General features: G+C 68.9%; 23 protein-coding genes. 15 read left to right on the forward strand and 8 right to left on the reverse strand.

Annotated elements, in window-relative coordinates:
• Positions 1-14 precede the first annotated feature (14 nt).
• On the reverse strand, positions 15-941 hold the full coding sequence (locus tag ACQPWU_RS05655) for a DUF389 domain-containing protein (protein ID WP_433437363.1): 927 nt from the start codon (positions 939-941) through the stop codon (positions 15-17).
• A 154-nt stretch (positions 942-1095) separates the two neighbouring features.
• On the reverse strand, positions 1096-1998 hold the full coding sequence (coaA, locus tag ACQPWU_RS05660) for a type I pantothenate kinase (RefSeq protein WP_433445162.1): 903 nt from the start codon (positions 1996-1998) through the stop codon (positions 1096-1098).
• Positions 1999-2193: 195 nt separating this feature from the next.
• Between coaA and ACQPWU_RS05665 the strand changes: the two genes are divergently transcribed.
• The 12 genes from ACQPWU_RS05665 to tsaD all read left to right on the forward strand — a co-directional run bounded on the left by ACQPWU_RS05665 (position 2194) and on the right by tsaD (position 12791).
• Entirely contained in the window at positions 2194-3597 is a 1404-nt protein-coding gene (locus ACQPWU_RS05665; RefSeq protein WP_433437364.1) for an alkaline phosphatase PhoX, read from the forward strand.
• Positions 3598-3610: 13 nt separating this feature from the next.
• Positions 3611-3961, forward strand: a complete 351-nt coding sequence (locus tag ACQPWU_RS05670; RefSeq protein WP_433437365.1) for a holo-ACP synthase — start codon at positions 3611-3613, stop codon at positions 3959-3961.
• A gap of 9 nt (positions 3962-3970) precedes the next feature.
• A complete protein-coding gene (locus tag ACQPWU_RS05675) occupies positions 3971-5482 on the forward strand; it encodes an NAD(P)H-hydrate dehydratase (RefSeq protein ID WP_433437366.1) in 1512 nt (503 codons plus the stop codon).
• 29 nt (positions 5483-5511) lie between these two features.
• The gene (gene alr, locus ACQPWU_RS05680; RefSeq protein WP_433437367.1) at positions 5512-6645 is read left to right on the forward strand and encodes an alanine racemase; all 1134 of its coding nucleotides are present in this window, start codon (positions 5512-5514) and stop codon (positions 6643-6645) included.
• 45 nt (positions 6646-6690) lie between these two features.
• Positions 6691-7821, forward strand: coding sequence for an alpha/beta fold hydrolase (locus tag ACQPWU_RS05685; protein ID WP_433437369.1), 1131 nt, complete (start codon positions 6691-6693; stop codon positions 7819-7821).
• Positions 7818-8276, forward strand: coding sequence for a tRNA (adenosine(37)-N6)-threonylcarbamoyltransferase complex ATPase subunit type 1 TsaE (gene tsaE, locus ACQPWU_RS05690; protein ID WP_433437370.1), 459 nt, complete (start codon positions 7818-7820; stop codon positions 8274-8276). The genes ACQPWU_RS05685 and tsaE overlap by 4 nt, the downstream gene beginning before the upstream one ends.
• 210 nt (positions 8277-8486) lie before the next feature.
• A complete protein-coding gene (locus tag ACQPWU_RS05695; protein WP_433437371.1) occupies positions 8487-9125 on the forward strand; it encodes a hypothetical protein in 639 nt (212 codons plus the stop codon).
• Between the two features lie 3 nt (positions 9126-9128).
• A complete protein-coding gene (locus tag ACQPWU_RS05700; RefSeq protein WP_433437372.1) occupies positions 9129-9668 on the forward strand; it encodes a class F sortase in 540 nt (179 codons plus the stop codon).
• A gap of 33 nt (positions 9669-9701) precedes the next feature.
• A complete protein-coding gene (locus tag ACQPWU_RS05705) occupies positions 9702-10631 on the forward strand; it encodes a phosphotransferase family protein (protein ID WP_433437373.1) in 930 nt (309 codons plus the stop codon).
• Positions 10632-10679: 48 nt separating this feature from the next.
• Complete coding sequence (gene tsaB / locus ACQPWU_RS05710) at positions 10680-11324, forward strand: tRNA (adenosine(37)-N6)-threonylcarbamoyltransferase complex dimerization subunit type 1 TsaB (protein WP_433437374.1); 645 nt, start codon at positions 10680-10682, stop codon at positions 11322-11324.
• Between the two features lie 11 nt (positions 11325-11335).
• Positions 11336-11767, forward strand: coding sequence for a ribosomal protein S18-alanine N-acetyltransferase (rimI, locus tag ACQPWU_RS05715; RefSeq protein WP_433445163.1), 432 nt, complete (start codon positions 11336-11338; stop codon positions 11765-11767).
• Complete coding sequence (tsaD, locus tag ACQPWU_RS05720; protein ID WP_433437376.1) at positions 11760-12791, forward strand: tRNA (adenosine(37)-N6)-threonylcarbamoyltransferase complex transferase subunit TsaD; 1032 nt, start codon at positions 11760-11762, stop codon at positions 12789-12791. Before rimI ends, tsaD begins: the two co-directional genes overlap by 8 nt.
• Positions 12792-12932: 141 nt before the next feature.
• Here the strand turns inward: tsaD and ACQPWU_RS05725 are convergent, their stop codons facing one another.
• Both ACQPWU_RS05725 and ACQPWU_RS05730 read right to left on the reverse strand, forming a co-directional pair.
• Complete coding sequence (locus ACQPWU_RS05725; protein ID WP_433437378.1) at positions 12933-14789, reverse strand: hypothetical protein; 1857 nt, start codon at positions 14787-14789, stop codon at positions 12933-12935.
• Positions 14790-14978: 189 nt separating this feature from the next.
• Positions 14979-16154 (reverse strand): class I SAM-dependent methyltransferase, encoded by a 1176-nt coding sequence (locus ACQPWU_RS05730; protein WP_433437380.1) that lies wholly within the window; start codon positions 16152-16154, stop codon positions 14979-14981.
• Positions 16155-16405: 251 nt separating this feature from the next.
• On the opposite strand from ACQPWU_RS05730, the gene groES reads away from it, so the two are divergent.
• On the forward strand, positions 16406-16717 hold the full coding sequence (gene groES, locus ACQPWU_RS05735) for a co-chaperone GroES (protein ID WP_113700125.1): 312 nt from the start codon (positions 16406-16408) through the stop codon (positions 16715-16717).
• 71 nt (positions 16718-16788) lie between these two features.
• On the forward strand, positions 16789-18408 hold the full coding sequence (gene groL / locus ACQPWU_RS05740; RefSeq protein WP_433437382.1) for a chaperonin GroEL: 1620 nt from the start codon (positions 16789-16791) through the stop codon (positions 18406-18408).
• Positions 18409-19331: 923 nt separating this feature from the next.
• On the opposite strand, the gene ACQPWU_RS05745 is transcribed toward groL, so the two are convergent.
• Together ACQPWU_RS05745 and ACQPWU_RS05750 are read right to left on the reverse strand one after the other, a co-directional pair.
• The gene (locus tag ACQPWU_RS05745) at positions 19332-20075 is read right to left on the reverse strand and encodes a nucleotidyl transferase AbiEii/AbiGii toxin family protein (protein WP_433437384.1); all 744 of its coding nucleotides are present in this window, start codon (positions 20073-20075) and stop codon (positions 19332-19334) included.
• Positions 20076-20212: 137 nt separating this feature from the next.
• The gene (locus ACQPWU_RS05750; RefSeq protein WP_433437385.1) at positions 20213-20920 is read right to left on the reverse strand and encodes a type IV toxin-antitoxin system AbiEi family antitoxin domain-containing protein; all 708 of its coding nucleotides are present in this window, start codon (positions 20918-20920) and stop codon (positions 20213-20215) included.
• Positions 20921-21531: 611 nt separating this feature from the next.
• Between ACQPWU_RS05750 and ACQPWU_RS05755 the strand changes: the two genes are divergently transcribed.
• Positions 21532-22167: a sigma-70 family RNA polymerase sigma factor gene (locus ACQPWU_RS05755; protein ID WP_091102327.1), complete on the forward strand. Its 636-nt coding sequence runs from the start codon at positions 21532-21534 to the stop codon at positions 22165-22167.
• Positions 22168-22276: 109 nt separating this feature from the next.
• Here the strand turns inward: ACQPWU_RS05755 and ACQPWU_RS05760 are convergent, their stop codons facing one another.
• Together ACQPWU_RS05760 and ACQPWU_RS05765 are read right to left on the reverse strand one after the other, a co-directional pair.
• Positions 22277-22654: a DUF5319 domain-containing protein gene (locus tag ACQPWU_RS05760; RefSeq protein ID WP_090930411.1), complete on the reverse strand. Its 378-nt coding sequence runs from the start codon at positions 22652-22654 to the stop codon at positions 22277-22279.
• Between the two features lie 39 nt (positions 22655-22693).
• On the reverse strand, positions 22694-23704 hold the full coding sequence (locus ACQPWU_RS05765; RefSeq protein WP_433437387.1) for a LuxR C-terminal-related transcriptional regulator: 1011 nt from the start codon (positions 23702-23704) through the stop codon (positions 22694-22696).
• Positions 23705-23913: the final 209 nt, after the last annotated feature.

The following is a 23913-nucleotide window of genomic DNA, read 5'->3' on the forward strand; positions in this document are numbered from 1 at the left end:
GGCCGCCGCCTCGTTCAGACGGATGAACGCCGTCCTACTTGAGGCCAGAATTTCCGCTGGACCAGCAGCGTGCCGGTGCCCGCGATGACCATGCCGAGGATGTTGACCGCCAGCTGCGACACCGAGCCGGAGACCTCGTTCCAGTCGCCCAGCGCCAGGGCGACGGCCACGTAACCGGCCGCGGGCACCGTGGTGACCGAGATGAAGACGCCGACCAGGGCCGACGACTTACCCGCCGTGATCGACAGCACCCCGGCCGCGCCGGCCAGCAGCGCCACGATGAACGACCACCGGTCCGGCTTGACGATGAACTGGACCTCCTCGTTCCTGGCGAGGTTGCCGATGTCGATCCAGCTCAGCCAGTTCGAGACCAGCGCGCAGGCGAACGTGATCGCGATCGCCACCGCGAACCCGACGACGAGCGTCCTGAACGAGGCGATGATCAGGTGCCACCTGGCGTGCAGCAGGCCGAAGCAGATGGCCGCGACCGCGCCGAACTCCGGCCCGAGCACCATCGCGCCGACGATCAGGATGGGCGAGTTCTGCAGGATGCCGATGCCCGCGATCTGGGTGGCGATGGCCAGGAACGTGAGGTACGCCCACGTGATGCGGGAGTCGGCGCGCACCTTGTGCGCGAGTTCCTCCCACACCACGGCGTCGTCGGGGTCGCCCGGCGCCTCGTCCACCGCGTGGGTCGCGGCGCTGGACAGCGACAGGTCGACCTGCTCGATGGCGATGGAGCCCTCAGTCTCCAGCCACTTGAGCCTGCTCAGCACCTCGTTCGCCGACTCGCGCGCCGCGTCGCAGAGGATCACGTCGCCGGCCGGCTCGCGGGCCGCGCCGGGCAGGACGACGATGTTGGTGACGCCTGGGCAGTCCTCCAACACCGTCGTCGCCTCTTCGGTGCGTGCGGCGGGGCTGATCAGTCGGAGATGAAGCACGCACGCCATTGTGGTCTATCGCGGTTGATGCCGTATTGACCCAGCCTCCCTGCCCCTCCGTACTTCGGCAGGAGTCCTTTGGGCGGGGAAGGGAGGCGGGACGTGTCACGTAGACCGTCAGTACTCCGGGCGTTCGGGACGCGTAAGGAGGTCGTCAGGTCTGGCGGAGGCGTACTCGTCTGACCGAGTGGTCGGCGCCCTTCTTGAGCACGAGGTCGGCGCGGCCCCTGGTGGGGGCGATGTTCTCGACCAGGTTGCGCTCGTTGATGTCGCGCCAGACGTTGACCGCGAAGGCGGTGGCCTCGTCGTACGAAAGCTCCGCGATGTGCCGGAAGTACGACTTCGGGTCCTCGAAGGCGGTGCGGCGGAGCTTGTGGAAGCGGTCGACGTACCAGGTGCGGATGTCCTCGACCTTGGCGTCCACGTAGATGGAGAAGTCGAAGTAGTCGTTGACCGCGAGGGAGGTGGGCGGGGCCGGTTGGAGGACGTTGAGCCCTTCGATGATCAAGATATCCGGATTTTTCACGATTTGGGTGACGCCGGGCACTATGTCGTACTCCAGGTGGCTGTAGACCGGCGCGTGCGCCTCCGCCGACCCCGCCTTCACCTCAGCCACGAACCTGACCAGCGCCCTGCGGTCATAGCTCTCCGGGAAGCCCTTGCGATGCATGATGCCCTTGGCCTCCAGCACCGCGTTCGGGTGGAGGAAGCTGTCGGTGGTGATCAGCTCCACGTGCGGGTGCTCGGGCCAGCGGGCCAGCAGCGTGTGCAGCAGCCGCGCCGTCGTCGACTTGCCCACGGCGACGCTGCCCGCGATGCCGAGGATGTACGGCACGCGCTGATCGGGATGGCCGAGGAACGCGCTCAGCACGCTGCTGCGCTGCTTGGACCCGGTGAAGTGCAGGTTGAGCAGCCGGGTGAGGGGGAGGTAGATGTCGGTGACTTCGGTGAGATCGATGGGATCGTCGAGGCCGCGTAGCTCTTCCAGCTCGTCTGCGGTGAGAGTCAAGGGCGTGTTCTTGCGGAGCTCGCTCCACTGCTCCCTGCTCAGTTCCACGTAGCCGTTGTTCACCTAGGCAGCGTAGCGATGAGGAACAAACCGGATCATGGCCGGGGCTCTCCCCACGAGATCCACAGCCTGTGGATAAAGACGTGGGATTACCGAGACCCAGTTCGGGGAAGGAAGATGCGTCTTGGCGAATGACGGATATGAGGCTGTGCCTGCGGCTACTGTTCGGGGCTGGGAGGTCTCATGGACCGTCGTCGCTTCATCGCCAATGTGATCGCCGTCGCCGGGCCTTTCGCCGGAGTCGCCTGCGCGGGAGCGCAGGGAGGCGTCAAGCCGGTGCAGGGGTACGCGCGGCTGAGGCCCGTAAAAGATCTACGTGACGGAAAGGTGCGGCTGCACCTGCCCGACGGGTTCAAGTACCGCTCCTTCAGCGCCGCGGGCGAGAAGTTCAGCGACGGATCGGCCGTGCCGGGCAGGCACGACGGCATGGCGGCCTTCTCCGGGCCGCACGGCAGCGCCATCCTCATCCGCAACCACGAGGTCAACGGCCCGGTCGGCGCGTTCGGCGACAAGGACAAGGCGTACGACCCGATGGCCGGGGGCGGCACCTCGACCCTACGCGTCACCCGCTACGGCGAGGTGATCCAGAGCGCTCCCTCGCTGAACGGCACCATGATGAACTGCTCGGGCGGCCCCATGGCGTGGCGGGCCTGGGTGAGCTGCGAGGAGACGGTCAACGGCCCCGACGTGGCCGGCGACTTCTCCGGCGGCGACAACTCCAAGCTCACGCAGAAGCACGGCTACATCTTCGAGGTGCCGGTCAACCGCGCCGCCACCGCCAGGCCGATCAGGTCGGCCGGCCGCTTCCCGCACGAGTCGGTGGCGTTCGACCCCTCGACGGGCGCGCTCTACATGACCGAGGACAACTTCTCCTTCCCCTCCGGGTTCTACCGGTACCTGCCGCCGAAGCACCCCGTACAGGCCGGGCGGCTGCTCGACGGGGGCAGGCTGCAGATGCTCGCCGTCAAGGGCGCCAAGCGCAAGGACCTGTCCGTGGGACAGCAGCCGGGGACGGCGTACGAGACCGTCTGGGTGGACATCGACGAGCCTGACCCGGCCTTCACCGGCAGGCCGGACAACGACGAGGCCGTACAGGCCGTGGGCCGGCAGGGGCGCGAGGCGGGGGCGGCCATCTTCTCCAGGCTGGAGGGGACCGTCTTCCACCAGGGCGTCGTGTACTTCGTCTCCACTCAAGGCGGGGCCACCGCGCAGGGCGACACGCCGCCGTCCGGGTTCGGTAAGGGGCGGGGGCAGGTGTGGGCGTACGAGACGTGGAGCGGGCGGCTCAAGCTCGTCTACGAGTCGCCGCGCTCGGCCGTGCTCGACCTGCCGGACAACGTGACCGCCAGCAGACGCGGCACGCTCGTGCTGTGCGAGGACGGCGACGGCGACAACTACCTTCGGGGGCTCACGAAGTCGGGGGAGATCTTCGACTTCTGCCGCCTGGAGCCGATCTCCGGCGATCCTGGCGCGGAGTTCGCGGGTTCGACGTTCGGGCCCGGCGGCCACACGCTGTACGTCAACGTGCAGGCCAAACAGGGCAGGTCCTTCGCCATCTGGGGTCCGTGGGAGCGGGGGCTGTTCTGAGTACGCTGGGGTGATGATCCTGGGCATCGGCGTGGACGTCGTGGACATCGCCCGCTTCGAGGCGTCGCTGGAGCGGACACCGCGGCTCAGGGAGCGGCTGTTCACCGAGGGCGAGCGGGAGCTGCCGGTGCAGTCGCTGGCCGCCAGGTTCGCCGCCAAGGAGGCCGTGGCCAAGGCGCTCGGCGCCCCGGCGGGGCTGGACCACCGCGAGGCCGAGGTGCGCCGCGACGAGGCCGGCAAACCGGAGCTGCGGATCACCGGCAGGGCCGCGGAGGTCGCGTACGACCTCGGGGTGAAGCGGTGGCACATCTCGCTCAGCCACGACGCGGGCGTGGCCGTGGCCTATGTGATCGCGGAGGGATAGCTTCGGATCATGCACACTGCCTACACCGCAGACCAGATCCGGGGCGCCGAGCACGAGCTGATGGCGCGGCTGCCCGAGGGCACGCTCATGCAGCGGGCCGCCTCGGGGCTCGCCGCCGTCTGCGCCGACCTTTTGGGCAGGGTGTACGGCAAACGCGTCGTGCTCCTCGTCGGCAGCGGCGACAACGGCGGTGACGCGCTCTACGCGGGCGAACGCCTGGCCAGACGCGGCGCCTGGGCGGGCGCGATCCTGGCCGGGTCGAAGACGCACGAGGCCGGGCTCGCCGCGTTCCGTCAGGCCGGGGGGCGGGTCGTCGACCGGGCCTCGCTGGAGGACGCGGACCTGATCATCGACGGGCTCGTCGGGATCGGGGCCACTGGGGCGCTGCGGGAGCCGTACAGGGAGCTCGTCGAGGAGGCGAACGCGGCCCGCGGCCTCATCGTGGCGGTGGACGTGCCCAGCGGGGTGGACGCGAGCAGCGGGCGGGTGGACGGCACTGCGGTGCGGGCCCGGGTGACCGTGACCATGGGGGCGTACAAGACGGGGCTGCTCGTCGATCCGGGCGCCGAGCAGGCGGGGAGGGTCGAGCTGGTGGACATCGGGCTTGGCGCGTACCTGCCCGATCCCGACGTCGCGGCGCTGACCTCGGCCGACGTGGACGTCCTGCTGCCGCGCCCGGGCAAGGAGTCGGACAAGTACCGCAGGGGTGTGCTGGGCGTCGCGGCGGGGAGCGACCTGTTCACCGGCGCCGCCGTGCTGGCCGTGGGGGGCGCGCTGCGGGCCGGGGCGGGGATGGTGCGGTACGTGGGGCCGAGCGCGCCGGTCGCGCAGGTGCGTTCGCACTGGCCCGAGGCGGTGGTCACCGAGCTGGACCGGCCTTCGATCGACGACGTGGGGCGGGTGCAGGCCTGGGTGATCGGGCCTGGGCTGGGCACCGGGGAGTGGGCGCACGAGCTGGTCGCCGGCGTGCTCGCGTCCGACGTGCCCGTGCTGATCGACGCCGACGGGCTGACGGTGGTGGCCCGGGACCGGGCGCTGCTGCGGCGGTCCGCGCCTGTCCTGATCACGCCGCATGCCGGGGAGCTGGCGCGGCTCATCCGCGTCGACCGCGACGCCATCGAGGCGGCCCGGCTGGAGCACGCTCGGCGGGCCGCGGGCGAACTGGGGGTGACCGTGCTGCTCAAGGGGTCCACCACGGTGGTGGCCGAGGACTCCCGGCCGGTGCGGGTGAACGCCACCGGCACGTCCTGGCTGGCCACCGGGGGGACCGGTGACGTGCTGTCGGGTGTGGCGGGGGCACTGCTCGCCCAGGGGTTGAGCTGTTACGACGCGGGGTCTTGCGGGGCGTACCTGCACGGGCTCGCCGGCCGCCTCGCCGCCGACGGCGCCCCCTTGGCCGCCGCCGATGTGGCCTCGGCGGTCCCGGAGGCGATTCGCTTGGTGAGCGGCGAGGAGGCAGGGGTGGAAGTCGGTCGTCATGGGGGCGTCAGGGGTGGGAATCGCACTCGACCACGTGCGTGAGCTGCCACACTAGAAGGATGTACTCCCCGATGGCCACCCCAGCCGAGGCACGGGTCGACCTCGATGCGATCAGGCACAACGTGGCCCTGCTCAAAGAACAGGCCGGCGGCGCGGAGTTGATGGGCGCCGTCAAGGCCGACGCGTACGGGCACGGCCTCGTGCCGGCGTCCGAGGCCGTGCTGGAGGGCGGGGGGAGCCGGCTGGGCACCGCCTTCGTCAGGGAGGCGCTCGCACTCAGAGAGGGCGGCGTGACCGCGCCGATCCTGGCGTGGCTCATCACGCCGGGCGAGCCGCTGGACGAGGCGCTCGGCAAGGACATCGAGGTGTCGGCCTCCGACGAGAAACTGCTCGAGGAGATCGCCGCGGCGGCCCGGCGTACGGGGCGCGTCGCCAAGCTGCATCTGGAAGCGGACACCGGCATGAGCAGGGGCGGCGCCCCGCTGGCCGGCTGGCCGGGGCTGCTGGATCAGGCGATGCGGCTGCGGGCCGAGGGCGTGATCGAGATCGTCGGGCTCTGGTCCCACTTCGCGTGCGCCGACATCCCGGGCCACCCGTCGATCGGGCAGCAGCTGGAGACGTACAAGACGGCGCTGAAGATGGCCGAGCAGGTGGGCGCGGCGGGCTCCGGCGTGATCAGGCACCTCGCCAACTCCGCCGCCACCGTGACCCTCCCCGAGGCGCACTTCGACATGGTCAGGACGGGCATCGCGATGTACGGCCTGAGCCCCGTCCCCGAGCTGGGCGACTTCGGCCTCCGGCAGGCGATGACGCTCGTGGCGCAGATTGGCCTGGTCAAGCGGGTGCCGGAGGGTTCGGGTGTGTCATACGCTCACCTCTACGTCACCGAGCGCGAGACCACGCTGGGCCTCGTGCCGCTCGGATACGCGGACGGCATTCTCAGGCACGCGACGGGGCGGGCCGAGGTGCTGGCGGGCGGGCGGCGCAGGTTGATCGCCGGCCGGGTGTGCATGGACCAGTTCATGATCGACATGGGAGACGACCCCCTGTCGGCAGGGGACGAGGTCGTGCTGTTCGGGCCAGGTGACGGGGGCGAGCCGACCGCTCAGGAGTGGGCGGATACTCTCGGCACGATCACGCATGAGATCGTGACCAGGATCGGCTCGCGCGTGCCGCGGGTCTACGAGCACAGGCGTTCGGAGTGACGACGGGCACCTCCCGGCGGGCATGAGCGGAGAAGGATCGGGGACATGACGACGACGACAACACGGCGCAGGGTAGGAATCGCCGGCGCGCTCGTCGGTGCGGCTTCCGCCGGTGTCGCGGCAGCGGCACTGGCCAAGCGCTACGCGGTCGGCCGGATCAGGCTGCGCCCCGACGCCGAGGCCAGCGAGCCGTTCGGTGAGCTGCGGGGGAGGGAACGCACGCTCGTCACCTCCGACGGGAGAGCGCTGCACGTGGAGATCGACGGGCCGGAGGAGCGAAGGAGCTCGGGGGGAGAGAGCGAGAGTAACGATGCCAACGAGCCCCGAAGCGGTCGCGACCATAAGGACGACGCGGAGTTGACCGTCGTGCTCTGTCACGGCTACTGCCTCAGCCTGGAGTCCTGGCACTACCAGCGCAAGGACCTGCGCGAGAACTACCGCATCGTCCTGTGGGACCAGCGCTCCCACGGGCGCTCGGAGCGCGCGGGCGCCGACGGCAGCACGATCGACCGGCTGGGCGACGACCTGGCCGAGGTGATCGAGCGGTTCGTGCCGGGCCCGTGCGTGCTGGTCGGCCACTCCATGGGCGGCATGACGATCATGGCGCTGGCCGACCGCCATCCCGGGCTGTTCGAGGACAAGATCCGCGGTGTGGCGCTCATCGCCACCTCGGCGGGCAAGCTGGCCGAGCTCACGCTGGGCCTGCCCGCGATGGTGTCCAAGGCGGTGCACAAGATCGCGCCCACCACGATCTCGATGCTGGGCAAGCGCGGCGCATTGGTCGACCGCACCCGTAGCGTGGGCAGTGACATCGCGTTCCTGATGACCCGCTACATGGGCTTCGGCGACTCCAAGAACGTCAGCCCGACCGTGGTCGACTTCGCCGAATCGATGATCAGGGCGACGCCGACCGAGGTGTTCGCCGACTTCTACCCCGCGCTGATGAACCACGACAAGCTCTCCGCGCTCCACGTGCTCGACTCGGTGCCCACCGCGATCCTGGTGGGCGAGCGCGACTGGCTGACCCCGCCCGACCACAGCAAGGCCATCGCGGCCGCGCTGCCGAAGGCGCACCTCACCGAGGTGCCCGACACGTCCCATCTGATTCAGCTGGAGCGGCCGGGCGTGGTCAACGACGCGCTGCGCGACCTGCTCAAGAGGGTGGAGCTGCTGTGAGGCTCGCGACCGCCGAGGACATGCGCGCGTACGGCGCCCGACTGGCCGCGCTGCTGCGCCCAGGAGACCTGCTCATCCTGTCGGGCTCGCTCGGCGCGGGCAAGACCACGCTCGTGCAGGGCATCGCCGAAGGGCTCAAGGTACGTGGCCCGATCACGTCGCCCACGTTCGTGATCGCCCGGGTGCATCCCTCGCTGCGCCAGGGGCCGCCGCTCGTGCACGTGGACGCGTACCGGCTGGGCGGCGACCTCGAGGTGGACGACCTCGACCTGGACGCCTCGCTGGAGGAGTCCATCACCGTCGTCGAGTGGGGCGAAGGGCTGGTCGAGGGCCTGGCCGACGACCGGCTGGAGATCCACATCGACCGCGAGGCCGGCGAGGAGGCCCGCCTCGTGACCCTGCGAGGCGTGGGCCCCAGGTGGGCCGACACGCCGTCTGAACCGCTGGAAGACTAAAACACCGGTCATTTTTCGGCAATCCTGGCACCCTTGACGTACCAGGCCAACGAGATAAATCATGATCGTTGGTCAGGGATTGGCCCAGATTTTCTGGGTATCAGGAGGGGCGACATCCATAGTTCTGGTGGATGCTGGGTTGCAAAACGGCAAAGTGGGGTGCGGCCGGTGCTCGGGATCAGGCGAGTCGCTTACGCGGGAGCCATCGTCATGGTCGGTCTGACCGGCTGCGCGGCCTCCGCCGAAACCAATCCAACAGCCACACCCACGGCCACCCCCACAGCCGGGGGCACAGCCACGCCGACCGCCACCACGACGAGCAGCCCGCAGCCCACCGTCACCAGGCAGACCATCTCGGTCCAGCTCAACCCCGACCGCATCACCGCCGGCGAGACCTCCAAGGTGTGGATCCTGGCCAACTGCCCCGTCCCGACCGGCGGCCCCGCGCACACCGGCACCGCGACGTCCAAGGCGTTCATCAACGGCGTCGTGCTCAACCCGGTCCCCGCGGCGTCGGTCACCCCCACCGCGACCGCCACGCCCGCCAACGGCTCGCCCTGGGTACGCGGCGAGGCGCAGGTCTCGGGGACGGTCCGGCGCGGCTCCTACCGGGTCGACGTCAAGTGCGACGGCACCAACGACATGGGCCGGGCCACGCTCAGAGTCGCCGCGGCCGAGCCCGTATCGTCCACCGTGCCGAGCAAGGCGCCCAAGGCGGGCGGCGGCGGCACGTACGGGATGGACGCCGGCGACGACTCCTCGGTCCCGATCGGTCCCGCGGGCGTGCTCATCGGCCTGGCGCTGGCCGCGGGCATCGGCGTGGCGGTCAAGCGTCGCAGCCGGGCGTAGGCGATGGCCCGTCCTGGACGGGTGGTGCTCGCGGGCGCCGCCACGGGCCTCGTGCTTGTCGCGTTCGGCAAGAGCATGCAGACGACCACCACCACCCCTACCGCGGGTGTTGTGCCCAAGAGCATCGACATCCCCGCTATCGACCTCGAGGCGCCCCTGATGAAGCTCGGGCTGTCGAAGGACGGCGAGGTCGAGCTGCCGCCGTACGAGAAGCCGAAGGTGGCCGGGTGGTACTCCGGCAGCGCCGTGCCCGGCGAGAAGGGCGCCTCGGTGATCATCGGCCATGTCGACACCAAGACGGCCCCCGCCGTGTTCTACCGGCTCAGGCAGTTACGCAAGGGCGAGACCGTCAAGGTCGAGCGCAGCGACGGCAAGGTCGTGAGCTACAAGGTCGACTCGATCGAGCAGGTGCACAAGGACAGCTTCCCCACCAGGCGCGTGTACGTCGATGACGGGCTCAAGCTGGTCACCTGCGGCGGCAAGTTCGACTACGCCAAGGGCGAGTATGTGGACAACATCATCGTGTACGCCTCCAAAGCCTGAAAACGGCTTGCACCCCTCCGAGACCATAGGGGCATGAGCGTAGACACGAACCCGCCCGCGTCCGGCGTACGGGTGCCCTGGCACGAGGTGCACCCGCAGGTGCGCGCGGCGGTGGAGGAGTTCCTGGGCGGGCGCGTGGCCGAGGCGGTCACCCAGCCGGGAGGCTTCTCCCCGGCGGCCGCGGTACGGCTCCGCACCGAGAACGGCAGGCGCGCCTTCGTCAAGGCCGTCGGCCCCGAGCCGAACCCCGACTCCGTCCGCCTCTACCGGAGCGAGCTCAGGATCGCCGCGGCCCTGCCGGAGTCGGTTCCCGCCCCCAGACTGCTGACCGGGTTCGAGCTGGAGGGCTGGGTCGCGCTGGTCTTCGAGGACGTCGAAGGGGAGCACCCCGAGATGCCGTGGCGGCGCGACCAGCTCGACCTGGTGCTCCACGCCGTCGAACGGATGTCGGCCGCGCTCACCCCGTCGCCGATCGAGCTGCCGCCGATCGGAGAGACCCTGGGCGCGTCCTTCCGCGGTTGGCGCAACCTGCTGGAGGGGGGCGCCGACGGGCTCGACCCGTGGGCGGCGTGCCACCTGGAGGAGCTCGCCGAGCTGGAGTCCGGCTGGACCGCCGCGGCGGCGGGCGACACGCTGGTCCACGGCGACCTGCGGGCCGACAACATCCTGTTCGCCGGAGATCACGTCTACGTCGTGGACTGGCCATGGGCCTGCGTGGGTGCGCCCTGGGTGGATCTGGTGTGCATGCTGCCGTCGATCGGCATGCAGGGCGGGCCGATGCCGCACGAGCTGTTCACCGATCCCGATCCCGCCGTGACCGCGATGGTGGCCGCGCTCACCGGATACTTCGTGGAGCACGGGCGGCTGCCTGATCCGCCGGGGTTGCCCACGGTCAGGGCGTTCCAGCGGGCTCAGGGGGTCGTGGCGCTCGACTGGCTCAAGCACCGTACGGGCTGGGCATAAGTGCATACGGGCTGGGCCTGACCTGTTCGGCGGGTAGGCTAGACAGCCGTGCTGGTCCTGGCCTTTGATACCGCGACACCCGCCGTCACCGCCGCGCTCCACGACGGCGAGCGGGTGCTCGCCGAGCACACGACGATCGACGCCCGGCGTCACGGCGAGCTGCTCATACCCACCATCGAGCGCGTCGTGAGCGAGGCGGGCGCGACGCTGCGCGACGTGAGCGCCATCGTGGCCGGCAGCGGCCCCGGCCCCTACACCGGGCTGCGCGTGGGGTTGATGACCGCGCAGGGGCTCGCCACCACGCTGGGCGTTCCCGCGTACGGCGTGTGCACGCTCGACGCGGTCGCCTACGGCAGCGGGCTGGCCGAGCCGTTCCTGGTGGCCACCGACGCGCGGCGCAAAGAGGTGTTCTGGGCGCGATACTCCAATATGCGCACCAGGCTCGACGGGCCTTTCGTCGACCGGCCCGCCGACGTGCCGGTGGAGGAGATGCCGGTCGTGGGAGCCGGCGCCGCGCTCTACCCGGAGATCCTCGGGACGAACGACGCGCCACCGTACCCGTACGCGGGGGCACTGGCCGCGCTGGCGGCCGAGCGCCTCGCCGAGGGCACGCCGCTCGGCCCGCCGAGACCGATCTACCTGCGCAGGCCCGACGCCGTGGTGCCCGGGGCGCCCAAGAGGGTGACGGCGTGAAAATCAGGCAGATGACCGAGGCCGACCTGCCGGCGGTCATGGCGATCGAGCAGGTCACGTTCCCGCTCGACGCGTGGAGCGAGGGCATGATGCGTGGCGAGCTGGCCGACGTGCCGCGCTCGCGCCACTACGTGGTGGTGCTCGTGGACGACGAGATCGTCGCCTACGCGGGGCTCGCCGCCGCGGCCGACCAGGCCGACGTGCAGACCATCGCGGTGCTCGAGCAGTACCGTGGCACGGGCATCGGCGGCGCGATGCTGACCGAGCTGCTGGCCGAGGCGCAGCGCAGGGGGGCGCGGGAGATCTTCCTGGAGGTACGCGCCGACAACCCGCAGGCGCAGGCGGTTTACCGGCATTACGAGTTCGAGGAGATCGGCACCCGCCGCCGCTACTACGACGACGGCACCGACGCGATCATGATGAGAAGGAAGCTTGGTGACTGACGCACCCCTGGTCCTGGGCATCGAGACCTCCTGCGACGAGACCGGCATCGGCATCGTCAGAGGCCACACCCTGCTGGCCAACTCGATCGCCTCCAGCATGGAAGAGCACGCGCGCTTCGGCGGCGTGGTGCCCGAGGTGGCCTCACGCGCCCACCTGGAGGCCATGACGCCGACCGTCGAGGCGGCGCTGGCCGAGGCGGGCCTGAAGTTCTCCGACATCGACGCCGTCGCCGTCACCGCGGGCCCTGGGCTGGCGGGTGCGCTGCTGGTGGGGGTGGCCGCGGCCAAGTCGTACGCGCTCGGGCTCGGCGTCCCCCTCTACGGTGTCAACCACCTGGCCGCTCACGTCGCCGTCGACCAGCTCGAGCACGGGCCGCTGCCCAAGCCGTGCATCGCCCTGCTGGTGTCGGGCGGCCACTCGTCGCTGCTGCTGGTGCCCGACGTGGCCCAGGACGTGATCTCGCTCGGCTCGACGGTCGACGACGCGGCGGGTGAGGCGTTCGACAAGGTCGCGCGGGTGCTGGGGCTGCCGTTCCCCGGCGGGCCGCACATCGACAGGTCCGCCCGCGACGGCTCGGGCACGGCCATCGCGTTCCCGCGCGGCAAGATCGACGACGGCACGCTGGACTTCTCCTTCTCAGGGCTCAAGACGGCCGTGGCCCGCTGGGTCGAGGCCCGCGAGGCGTCAGGGCAGTCCGTCCACGTGGCCGACGTGGCCGCCTCTTTCCAGGAGGCCGTGGTGGACGTGCTGACCCGCAAGGCACTGCAGGCGTGCCGGAAGTACGACGTGCACGACCTGCTGATCGGGGGCGGCGTGGCGGCCAACTCGCGGCTGCGCGCGCTGGCCCAGGAGCGGTGCGACGCCGCCGGCGTGCGCCTGCGGGTGCCCCGTCCGGGGCTGTGCACCGACAACGGCGCCATGGTCGCCGCCCTGGGCTCCAACCTGGTCGCGGCCGGGATCTCCCCCTCGACCCTGGAGATCCCCGCCGACTCGTCGCTGCCGATCACGACAGTCCACGTGTGAGCCCCTCCCGCACGCTCGGGTAGACGGGAGTCCACCCGAGCTCGCGCTTGGCCCTGCCGTTTTCCGGCCGGATCCGCGTGCGGACGGCCGGCGCGCACAGGACGGGGGCCGCCTACGCCCCCGTCCCGTCCGACGGCCCCTTCAGTCCTTGGTGCGGCTCGGGCGCAGCAGGGCCTCGGCCAGGGCCAGCATGGTCTCCTCCAGGGCGCCCAGGCGCTTGGTGAGGTCGTCGGCGGCGGGCTGGACGATGCCGGTGACCGTCTCGGCGAGCTGGTCGCGGTCGGGACGGGACGTGACGAGCTCTGTGAGGACGTTCGTGGCGGCGGCGAGGCGTTCTGCCTGGTCTCCCGTGTGCGTCTGGAGCAGCTCGCCCTGAGTGGCCAGAGCGTCCGGGAGCCGGCCCACGCGCTCGCTGACGGCCTCGATGCGGTCGTCGACGGACTCCAGGTGCGCGCCGGTCTGCTCGGCGCGGGCCGCCAGGCCGTTCATGTGGGTGTCGAGCCCGTTGAAGCGGGTGTCGATGCCGTCGAAGCGGCTGCTCAGGTGCTCCTCGGCCTCGATCAGGCGCTCGTCGATGGCGTCGATCTGGGTGTCGAGCTTGTTGAAGCGGCCCTCGTTGCGGGTGGCCGTCTCGTTGAGCCGCTGGTCGCTCGTCACCATGCGCTCGTCGAGCGCGGTGAAACGGGCGTCGATGCGTACGTCGAGCGCGTCGAACCTGTCGTCGTGGCGGCCCAGGTGGCCGTCCACCGTGCCCAGCCGCTTGTCGACCCCGCCGAGCTGGCTGTCCACGGACGTGAGCCGCTTGTCGACGCCGCCCATCCTGCCGTCGAGCCCGTCGAGCCTGGTGTCGATGTCGGCCAGGCACTCGTCGGCGGACTCCAGCCGGCTGTCGAACCCGGTGAGCCTGGAGTCGAGGCCTGTGAGCTTGCCCTCCACCCGGTCGAGCCGGGCGTCCACGCCGCTGAGCCTGGCGCTGAGGCGCTGCTCGCTCTCTCCGAGCTGGACGGCGAGGTGCTGGTCGGCCTCGTCGAGCCTGGTGGCGAGCCGCAGCTCCACGTCGGACAGGAGGCTGGAGAGCTGGTCGTCGGACTCCTTGAGGCGGCTGGCGAGCCGTTCGTCCGCCTCGACGAGGCTGGTGGCCAGGCGCTGGTCGGTCTCGTCCATCCGGATGGTGAGCCGCTGGTCGGTCTGGTCGAGCCGAGCGGTGAGCCGCTGGTCGGTGTCGTCGAGTCTCTTGGTCAGGCGCTGGTCGGTCTCGCCCAGTCTCGCGCTCAGGCGCTGGTCTGTTTCGTCGAGCCTCGTGCTCAGGCGCTCGTCGGTTTCGTCCAGGCGTGTGGCCAGATGCTGGTCCTGCTCGTTCAGCCGGGCCGTCAGGTGCTCTGACATGTCGCTGACCACGACCTCGACCCGGTCGGTACGGGTGGTCAGCTCGGCCATCGACTTGTCGAGCCTGGTGAAGCGGCTCGCGGCCGCCTCCATGCTGGTGTTGAGGGTGGCCAGCTTGGTGGCGAAGTCGGACATCCCCCTCGTGATGCCATCGGTGGAGTCGAGCACCGATTGCAGGCGGTTGAGGGCTTCGTCCACACTTTCGCCCACTGTGCCCAGGTCGGCCCACAGGCCAGGCAGCTCGGCCACGGGGCCGAGGTGGGCGTCCACGTGGCCCACCTTCTCCCCGACGGCGTCCACGTGGTCGCGCACCGCCTCGACGTGCTGGGCCAGCCCCTCCGCCCACATCGGGGGCTTGGCGGCGATGTCGTCGAGGCGCCCGCTGACCGCGTGCAGCGTGCCGCTGAGGCCGCCGAGCTCGCGCTCGCGCACCTCGCGCAGAAGCCACTCCATGCCTTCGAGCCGCTGGCGGATCTCGTCTAGTACTGCCCCCTGTGTGCGCTGCTCGTACACGTGATCCTGTGCGGCACGCGCGAGCAGATCCCGCATCCTCTCGGAGATGCCGGATTGGCCTCCTGCCTGGAGAAGGGTGGTGTGGTTGGAATGGTCCACCGAAAGCTCCTTTGGCTCGCCGACGGTCTGCCGCGCAGCGGTGGGGATAGGTCCGATTTGCAGATTGAAAGAGCGAGAACGCGGCTGACCGCGTCAGGGGGAGCACTCCCGCCCGCCCACCTTAGTCTTTCGATCAAGGTCCGTCAGCGGCGAATTGAAAGATCGTCGTTAACGGAAGAATGTCAGGGTTCATGCAGGTAGGGCGGTGTCGCAGATGATGACTGATGGCTTATCGATGATCCTGGTAAGGATGATTACCGCTGATTTTTGGCCATTTAGTCGGAGGTCTGACCGGAGGCGTTCGATGTCGACAGCCGAGCCACGCTTCTTGATGGTGACATTGCCGATTCGCCGCTCACGGAGTAGTGCGCGCAGCTTTTTCAGTGAAAATGGAAGAACGTCTGTTATTTCGTATCTGGTTGCCCATGGGGTGTCGATCGGATTGTCGCCGGTGATGTAGGCGATCATCGGGTCGAGCAGGCGTCCGTTCACCATTTCGGACACCTCGCCCACAAGGTGCGCCCGGATGGCCGCGCCGTCCGGCTCGTAGACGTACCTGCCGGCCGGGCCGACCGGGGCCTCGGCTCCTGTGGCGGTCAGCGTGTGCCCGCCGGGCAGCAGGGTGGCGCGCCGCGTCGCCCCATGGAGGCCGGTCCAGAGCGCGGCCTCCTTGACCTCGCCCTTGTACGAGACCCACTCGGCCTCGGCGCCGCCCGGGATGAACTCGTACGGGATGCCCGGGGCGACCTTGACGCACGCGCGGGCGGCCCTCGAGATCAGGTCGAGCACCACCGGCCAGGGCGGGGAGTAGGCCATGGGGTCGAATGTCCTGCCTCGGCTCGTCCGCCTGGCCGGGTCGGCGAACAGCACGTCGTACTCCTCCGGCCGGACGTCGGCCGCGTCCGTCACGGACACCGTCACTCTGCCGCCCAGCCCGAGCGCCTCGGCGTTGGCCCTGGCCACGGCGGCGGTCAGCGGGTCGGTGTCCACGGCGGTCACGGTGCAGCCGGCGCGGGCCAGCGCGAGGAAGTCGCCGCCGATGCCGCAACAGGCGTCGACCACGCGGGGCGGATTCGGCCATGATCCGGTCAGACGGCGGGCGCGGTGCTCGGCGACCTCTGCCCGGGTGGACTGCTCCAGGCCGTGCGGCGTGAAGTACATCCGTTCGGCGTCCTCGCCGAACTTGGCCCTGGCGCGCTCCCTCAGCCCGGCCTGGGTCAGCGCGGCGGAGGTGAGGGCGGCGTCGTACGTCTTGCGCAGCTTCGTGGCGGCCGCGACCGGATCCGCGCCCACCAGCTCCCCTGCCTCCGCGAGGGCCTGCTGTCCGCGAGGGGTCAGCAGCTCGTTGAAGGCGTCGAGGTCCACATCACCCGACGTTAGCGCCACGCCCGAGCGAGTCGAACCGTGGACGTAGTGTGGAACGGGCACATTTGGGGGCCTGATCGCTCTCAGCAGACGCGTTCGTGTTGACTGTCAAGCCCCTCTTGCATATGTTTCCTGTTGGCACTCTCCCCTTGAGAGTGCCAACGTGCGACGAGGCAGGTCTGACACCCGCGACGGCAGGCCCAGCTGGTCGCCTCTTCTAGATCATTCAAATCTGAAGGGGAGGTCCGATCGTGACGACCGCCACTAAGGTTCCCGTTAAGCCGCTCGGCGACCGCATTGTGGTTCAGCCGCTTGAGGCTGAGCAGACAACCGCATCCGGCCTGGTCATCCCAGACACCGCCAAGGAGAAGCCGCAAGAGGGCAGGGTCCTCGCGGTGGGCCCGGGCAACTGGGACGAGGACGGCGACAAGCGGATTCCGCTCGACGTCTCTGAGGGCGACATCGTCCTCTACAGCAAGTACGGCGGCACCGAGGTCAAGTACGGCGGCGAGGAGTACCTCGTGCTCTCCGCCCGCGACGTTCTCGCGATCATCGAGAAGTAAGCCGGTGTGTCGGGCCCCGGGCGCTCTTCAGGGCGGCCGGGGCTTTCGACGCTAGGAGAGGACTTTCAGCAATGGCGAAGATCCTGGAGTTCGACGAGGACGCCCGCCGCGCGCTCGAGCGCGGTGTGAACGCCCTCGCGGACGCCGTGAAGGTAACCCTCGGCCCGCGTGGCCGCAACGTCGTCATCGACAAGAAGTTCGGTGCGCCGACGATCACGAACGACGGTGTGACCATCGCTCGTGAGATCGAGCTGGAGGAGCGCTACGAAAACCTCGGCGCCCAGCTCGCCAAGGAAGTAGCCACCAAGACCAACGACATCGCGGGTGACGGCACCACCACCGCGACCGTCCTGGCCCAGGCCATGGTCCGCGAGGGCCTGCGCAACGTGGCCGCCGGCGCCTCGCCGCTGTCGCTCAAGCGCGGCATCGACAAGGCCGCCAAGGAGCTCAGCGACAGGCTGCTCGCCAGCGCCCGTCCGGTCGAGGACAGGAAGGAGATCGCGAACGTCGCCACGATCTCCGCTCAGGACGCGCAGATCGGCGACCTGATCGCCGAGGCGTTCGACAAGGTGGGCAAGGACGGTGTGCTCACCGTCGAAGAGTCCAACGCCATGGGCATGGAGCTCGAGTTCACCGAGGGCATGCAGTTCGACAAGGGCTACGTCTCCCAGTACATGGTGACCGACCCCGAGCGGATGGAGTCCGTCCTCGAGGACGCCTACATCCTGCTCACCCAGGGCAAGATCTCCTCCATCGCGGACTTCCTGCCGCTGCTGGAGAAGATCGCCCAGACGAAGAAGCCGCTGCTCGTGGTGGCCGAGGACGTCGAGGGTGAGGCCCTGGCCGTCCTGGTGACGAACAAGATCCGCGGCACGTTCACCTCCGTGGCCGTCAAGGCCCCGGGCTTCGGCGACCGCCGCAAGGCGATGCTGCAGGACATCGCCATCCTCACCGGCGGCCAGGTCGTCAGCGAGGAGGTCGGCCTCAAGCTGGAGCACGTCGGTCTCGAGGTGCTCGGCCAGGCCCGCCGCGTCGTCGTCACGAAGGACAACACCACCATCGTCGACGGCGCCGGTGACCAGGCGGCCATCGAGGACCGCGTCAAGGAGATCAGGCTCGCGATCGAGCAGTCCGACTCCGACTGGGACCGCGAGAAGCTGCAGGAGCGCCTGGCCAAGCTCGCCGGCGGTGTGTGCGTGCTGCGTGTCGGCGCCGCCACCGAGGTGGAGCTGAAGGAGAAGAAGCACCGCCTCGAGGACGCGATCTCCGCGACGCGCGCCGCGATCGAGGAGGGCATCGTCTCCGGCGGTGGTTCCGCGCTGATCCACGTCTCCAAGGTTCTCGACGACCTCGGCCTGTCGGGCGACGAGGCCACGGGTGTCGGCGTCGTCCGCCGCGCGCTGGTCGAGCCGGCCCGCTGGATCGCCGAGAACGCCGGTCTCGAGGGCTACGTGGTGACGCACAAGGTCGCCGAGCTGGAGGCCGGCCACGGCTTCAACGCCGCGACCGGCGAATACGGCGACCTGATCGCGCAGGGTGTCATCGACCCTGTGAAGGTCACGCGCTCCGCGGTGCAGAACGCGGCGTCGATCGCGGGCATGCTGCTCACGACCGAGGCGCTCGTCGTCGACAAGCCCGAGGAGGAGGCCCCGGCCGCCGGCCAGGGTCACGGTCACGGCCACGGCCACTGACCCGTCTCCCTTCTGTCGCCACGGCCCGCACCCCCAGGGGTGCGGGCCGTGCGGCTTTTGCAGGGTCCGAAGCCCTGTGCGGAACTGGCCGCCTCAGATTTCAACGCTCCTGGCCAACCTGGCCGAGGGCGACGGCCGTACCATCTCTGAGCTGGTGACCGCCACCGGTACGCGCCCCACGACGCTGACCAGCCAGGTACGCGGGAGCGCCGCGCGGGGTGCAGCCACATGTCGGCGACGCCTGCGGCCAGGCTCGGCCACGTACGGATGCCCGCGGCCCGGATCTCGATTTCCAAGTCGGACCCCCAGCGCTCGCGGAAGGCGGCCAGCTAGAGAGCGGCGAGCCGACTGGTGAGCCCCGCGCCTGGCGGCTATTCGGGCGTGTTGCCCATGCCGGGTTCGTACGGCGGGGTTTCGGACGTGCAGCTCATTTCGGGTTCGTACGGACGCTCTTGAGGCGTGCGGCTCATGCGGGGTTCACCCCGCTGCTCTTCAGGTCCGCTGCTGCTACCCGCGCCATGACGCGCGGCTCCTGCTGCAGCACCTCGCGGCACCGCGGTGGTCGTGTCCACCCACCTGCTGCGCGAGCTCGAAAGCGTGGCCGACGCCCTCACGATCCTGCACGAGGGACAGATTCTGTGCGACAGCCCGTTCGCCTCCTTCGCCGGCCCACAAGCCTGCGCCTCCGCACGCCCGACCCGGAGTCGGCCGCCGAGCTCGCACGCTGCGCTTCGAGGGCATCGAAGCCGAACAGGCGGCCTCGGCCCTACGGGTGCTGTCCGACGGGATGGACATCGAACGGGGAATTTCCATGATCTTGGGTGTCGAGCTGGAACCCCCAGGGCGCACCGGCGTGTGTGCGAGAAGGGCCGTCCTGTCCGCCACCCAGCGCACGTGCACGCCCTGAGGATCAGGGGATCGGCCTACGAGCCGTGCGTTGTGCCGTCTTGAGCGCGCGAATTCCCTGCCTGTGCCCAGAAGGTGCGAAGCAGCTCGAGCGCGCTGGCAAGGACCGGGTTGGCGCAGGTGAGGCCCTCGGCGAGCTTGGGATAGCCGGACTGCCAGGCGGGAGGTGGATCAGGAATCAGCAGCGGAACCGGGTGGGTGGCTCGTACGGTGAAGACGTGGTTCACCACCTCGATCAGCCTATGATCGGCTAGAAGCCCGTCCTCAATCAACAAGACGAGATCTACAAGATCCTTCACTCTGGTATTGGGCCGGGAGTCATAGTCCCGGGTGAGGGCGTGCAGCTTCTCGGCGAAATGCTGACGACGATCGACTGAATCGATCAAGCGAGGTGGGATGTCGGCGAAGGCGAGCACACCCGGCAGCATGATGCGCTCAGTCGCCGCCAGCTCTTCGCCACGCAGCACGACATCCAGCCGGATCTGAGCAAACGTCTTGCCGCCCAGCGCACAGTCCACGGAGAAGCGCCAGCCAGGGCGCCCAGCTGAATCTGCGTCCAAGGCGACGGGCTTCCCAACGGAGAACACGAACCCGTCTCGGTCTACGTCGATTGCCAGGGTCTCGATCAGCTCCTCCCGCAGGGCGTCACCGTCACAAAGGCCTTCCCTGAGCGCCAGATCGAGATCCTTGGTGGCTCGCGCCCGGCCGCCCAGACGAAATTCGAGAGACGTGCCGCCCTTGAGCACCCAGCGGTGGTCCACGACTGACTATCTTGCGGAGATCCGATCGAATGCCGCGATCCTTCGCAGGCGGCCGAGATCGGTTCCAGTTTCGTCGGCCTGACTCTTGAGTCGGGCTTCCAAGGCACGCCGGAGATCCACCGGGTTGGCATAGCGTCTCATGCTGACTCCGTGCGAATAGCCCGCTCCACCGCAAGCTCGGCTCGGGAGCCGAGCCGCTGCGCGGCTCTCAACAGCTGGCCCTTGGTTGCGGCGCCACGATCGAGCAGCTCGGCGACAGCGGAGTCGATCACATCCTGATCAGCGGAATCTTCGGCTGACTCCGCAACGGCTCGCGTGGGTTTCGTCACCCTAAATCCCTCGTGCTCTTCCACCTCGTCGCTTGTCAGCTCCGCTCGGTGGAGGACCACTGAGGGATGCTGGCCACGGAATCCGGGGGGGACCGTCAGATGGATCAGGGCGGGGTTGGCGATGCCCAGATCATGGACGCTGAGTGCGGTGGTGTGTGACACGACTGCACGACCCCGGCTCCAGAGTGTCCAGCGAACCAGATGATCGTGTTCTCCAGCAGGCAGATCGTTGAATTCCCGGAAGCGGTAGACGCCGCGATCGATGCGTGTCCAGTGGCCGCGGTGGAGCTGGTAGTACTGCGACTGGTAGGAGTAGCCCTCTTCGAGGGCCTGGGCCGCCGTGAAGTAACCACGCTGGCGAGCCGCCCTCCGCCACAACCGCACACGAGGCGTGTCTGCACTTGAGCCCACGGTGTCAGTGTAGCTCCTAAGATTCCCTTTTAGTTTGATGCGCTTTCTTTCCATAAAACTAAAAATATTATGTAGCTGAGGCATCTCTGCCGCGTCGACGTACACCGAGGTGATCTGCGCTCGTCCGATGTCACGGGTGGACTGGGCGGGTATTGCGGCGGCGGACGATGGAGCTCGCCTGCCGAAATGAACCTCATTCAGAAGGAGGCCGTCCTGACCAGGCGGTCGTCGGGGTTGCGTCCGAGGGGTGCGGGGACCGGCAGTTCCCCGCCTGGGGGTGTGGGGCTCGCCCCCACAGAGCGCTGCCCGAGCTCCCGGCGCGCGTACCGCCCCTGTGCGAGGACCTCGCCTTCCGGGGGTCGAAAGGGGGCTTGCCTCTCTGGGGGGCGCTGTCTGGAGCCGGCTCGCGCGAAGCGCATCCCCTGCGGAGGGCCATGCGGTTCCCCGGGCATCCTCGGGCAACCCTTGGAGTCTGGGATCGGCTCGCGGCGTTTTGGGGGGAAGTGGGGGAAAAGGTGGATTATTGGAGTAAACCGGGAGTGAGGGATAAGCGTCGGGGGTCTGACAATTGTCGTCCATTCTGGGTTATGGGGTGAAATATTATGTCAGTGATTAAGGCTTAGTGTGGTCATTCGATTACTGGTGGTTATCGTCGCTTCAATGTGACCAATCCGTAGCCGTTCGCCATGACGACAGGCCGGATCAGTGAGGGCATCATGCCTATCGTGAGCGAGGGAAGCGTCGCCGACGCCAAAATTGGGGTAAGGCTCGCGTCGAGACTTCCGGCACGGACGGATGACTCCGACCTTAGAGAACTGACGAGCCTCGCCGTGCAGGGGGATCGCACTGCGATCGAATCCCTGCTCGGTGAGTTGCGTCCGATGGTGGTGCGGTATTGCCGCGCCAGGCTGGGCAGGGTTTCAGGGCAATATCACATTGCCGATGACGTAGCCCAGGAGGTGTGCATCGCGGTCCTGTCCGCGCTGCCGCGATACCGGGATATGGGCAGGCCGTTCGCCTCCTTCGTGTTCGGGATCGCCTCGCACAAAGTGGCCGACGCGCTGCGGAGTTCGGTGCGCTCGGCCGTACCGACCCAGGATCTGCCCGACGGCCCGGACGACGGGCCGGGGCCCGAGGAGACGGTGGTCCGCTACATAGAGGTCGAGCACGCGCGCAGGCTGCTGGCCAGGCTGCCCGACAATCAGCGCGAGTTGCTGCTGTTGCGGGTGGTGTCGGGGTTGTCTGCTGAGGAGACCGGTAATGTACTCGGTATGTCACCGGGTGCAGTACGCGTCGCCCAGCATCGGGCGCTGGCCAGGTTGCGGCAGATGGCCGAGCTGGAGTCGGCTTGACGCCAGAGGAAGAGACCGACGCGCTGCTCGATGCGCTCGGTCGTGGAGAGACGCCTGATTCAGGCGATCGAGCAGTGCGGTTGCTGGCCGCGCTGCTCGATGATGTCGGTCAGCGGCGCTCCTCCGTGTCGATGACGCCGTCGACATAGCCTCTGGCGTACTCCCAGCTGACGTAGTCCGCCGGGTCCGGGTGGAAGGCCGGCTCGTGGACCTGCGGCTGGCCCTTCTCGATCATTTGTCGTAGGTTGCCGCGCAGCAGTTCCCAGTCGAAGAAGTGCTGCTCGCCGCATTCAGGGCAGTCGAGTACGAGACCCAGCACTCCCTGCGGCTCCAGCAGGGAACGAAAGACCTCGACGTCGGCGAGGTCCGTGATGGCCTCGTCACGCTCGGCCGCGGTGAGTGGCTCGGCGTCGTCGAGCGCGCCCATCGCCGAGGAAGGGTCGTTCGGGTCGTCCGCGAACGGGTCGCGGGGGACGTCTTCCAGCACCTTCCCACCATATGACCGAAGCGGCCTGAGCGGTGGACATTACCTCAGCCATCCGCGCCGGGCGGCTTCCACACCTGCGTGGAAGCGTGATTGAGCACCCAACTCCGTCATGGCGTCCGCGAACCTCGCCCTGACCGTTCGGACCGAAACCCCTAGCTGGCGGGCTATGGAGTCGTCGCACATGCCCTGGGCCGCCAGGCGGAGGACCTGGATCATCCCCTCGCTCCTGCGGCCCCACGGCAGCGGCACGGCCCTGGCCCACAGCTCTCTGAACAGCGTCCGGAGCAGGCCCACGACGATCGGCGTGCGTATGAGACAGAAGTTGTACGCGTGATCGGGCAGGTTGCCGCCCCAGAACGGGGGCAGGCCCGCGACCTCCGACCCCGCGGTCATGAACCAGCTCGGCACCCGGTCCAGCGTGCGTACCTTGCCGCCCGTCTCGAGCAGGCGCATGAGCTGGTCGCGTACGCCGGGCAAAACCAAGGTCGATACCGGGATGATCGCGTGAACCGTGAGAAGTTTTCGTTTCTGCGCATCAATCCACGGATCCGCAAATTTCCGGGCAAAGTCTGTCATCGTGCGCTCGTCCGGAAGCGCGGTCATTAATTCCATTGGCGGGGACTGTACGGCTATGCCGACCACGCTCTCGTACAGCACGTCCGCCCCGTTCACCATCTCCACCGTGAAGGGGCCGCTCTGGTAGTCGCGCCCGGCGTCATAGTCGCGGATCAGCGACCGGATCGAGCCGAGCGCGGTGTCGATCCTGCGGCTCTCCTCCGCCAGCCGGTCGAGCCGCTCGGCGATCACCCTGCCCAGGGCCGCCGCGGGGTGTCTGGCCAGGTATTCCCCCGACTGCTCGTCGACCACGCCCAGCTTGACGAGGTCGTTCAGCTGGCGGCCGACCTTCTCGACGGGACCGTCCATGGCCTGGGCGAGATCGGTGAGGGTCGCTCGGTGCAGGCGCAGTATCGCGGAGTACAGCGCGGTCTGCGCCGAGTCGAGGCCCAGTGTCTCAAAAGGATCAGACACTGTACGGGGATGGTTGCGCATTTGGGGCGGCTCCGGCGGGGGGACACGGGCGTGCCGTGAGAATAACCCCGCATTAGGCTCGTGTCCCCCCGTTGCTGCGACTAGGCGGAGGCGAAGTGCAACTTCGTGCACTTGCACCTTTTCACATTGCGTTGTGCCGTTGAGTAACGCACTCTTTACCTAGCGTCGGCATCCTGCGAGGGCTGCGGTGGCACCGGCCATCAGGACGC

Source organism: Nonomuraea sp. CA-141351, assembly GCF_050944675.1.
GTDB lineage: Bacteria > Actinomycetota > Actinomycetes > Streptosporangiales > Streptosporangiaceae > Nonomuraea.

Excerpts from the sequence above, each read along its gene's own strand:
- ACQPWU_RS05685 (WP_433437369.1), top strand. The coding sequence starts at position 6,691 with ATGACGACGACGACAACACGGCGCAGGGTAGGAATCGCCGGCGCGCTC.
- ACQPWU_RS05700 (WP_433437372.1), top strand. The coding sequence starts at position 9,129 with ATGGCCCGTCCTGGACGGGTGGTGCTCGCGGGCGCCGCCACGGGCCTC.
- rimI (WP_433445163.1), top strand. The coding sequence starts at position 11,336 with ATGACCGAGGCCGACCTGCCGGCGGTCATGGCGATCGAGCAGGTCACG.
- ACQPWU_RS05675 (WP_433437366.1), top strand. The coding sequence starts at position 3,971 with ATGCACACTGCCTACACCGCAGACCAGATCCGGGGCGCCGAGCACGAG.
- ACQPWU_RS05705 (WP_433437373.1), top strand. The coding sequence starts at position 9,702 with ATGAGCGTAGACACGAACCCGCCCGCGTCCGGCGTACGGGTGCCCTGG.
- ACQPWU_RS05670 (WP_433437365.1), top strand. The coding sequence starts at position 3,611 with ATGATCCTGGGCATCGGCGTGGACGTCGTGGACATCGCCCGCTTCGAG.
- alr (WP_433437367.1), top strand. The coding sequence starts at position 5,512 with ATGGCCACCCCAGCCGAGGCACGGGTCGACCTCGATGCGATCAGGCAC.
- groL (WP_433437382.1), top strand. The coding sequence starts at position 16,789 with ATGGCGAAGATCCTGGAGTTCGACGAGGACGCCCGCCGCGCGCTCGAG.
- ACQPWU_RS05765 (WP_433437387.1), bottom strand. The coding sequence starts at position 23,704 with ATGCGCAACCATCCCCGTACAGTGTCTGATCCTTTTGAGACACTGGGC.
- ACQPWU_RS05755 (WP_091102327.1), top strand. The coding sequence starts at position 21,532 with ATGCCTATCGTGAGCGAGGGAAGCGTCGCCGACGCCAAAATTGGGGTA.
- ACQPWU_RS05665 (WP_433437364.1), top strand. The coding sequence starts at position 2,194 with ATGGACCGTCGTCGCTTCATCGCCAATGTGATCGCCGTCGCCGGGCCT.
- ACQPWU_RS05695 (WP_433437371.1), top strand. The coding sequence starts at position 8,487 with ATGGTCGGTCTGACCGGCTGCGCGGCCTCCGCCGAAACCAATCCAACA.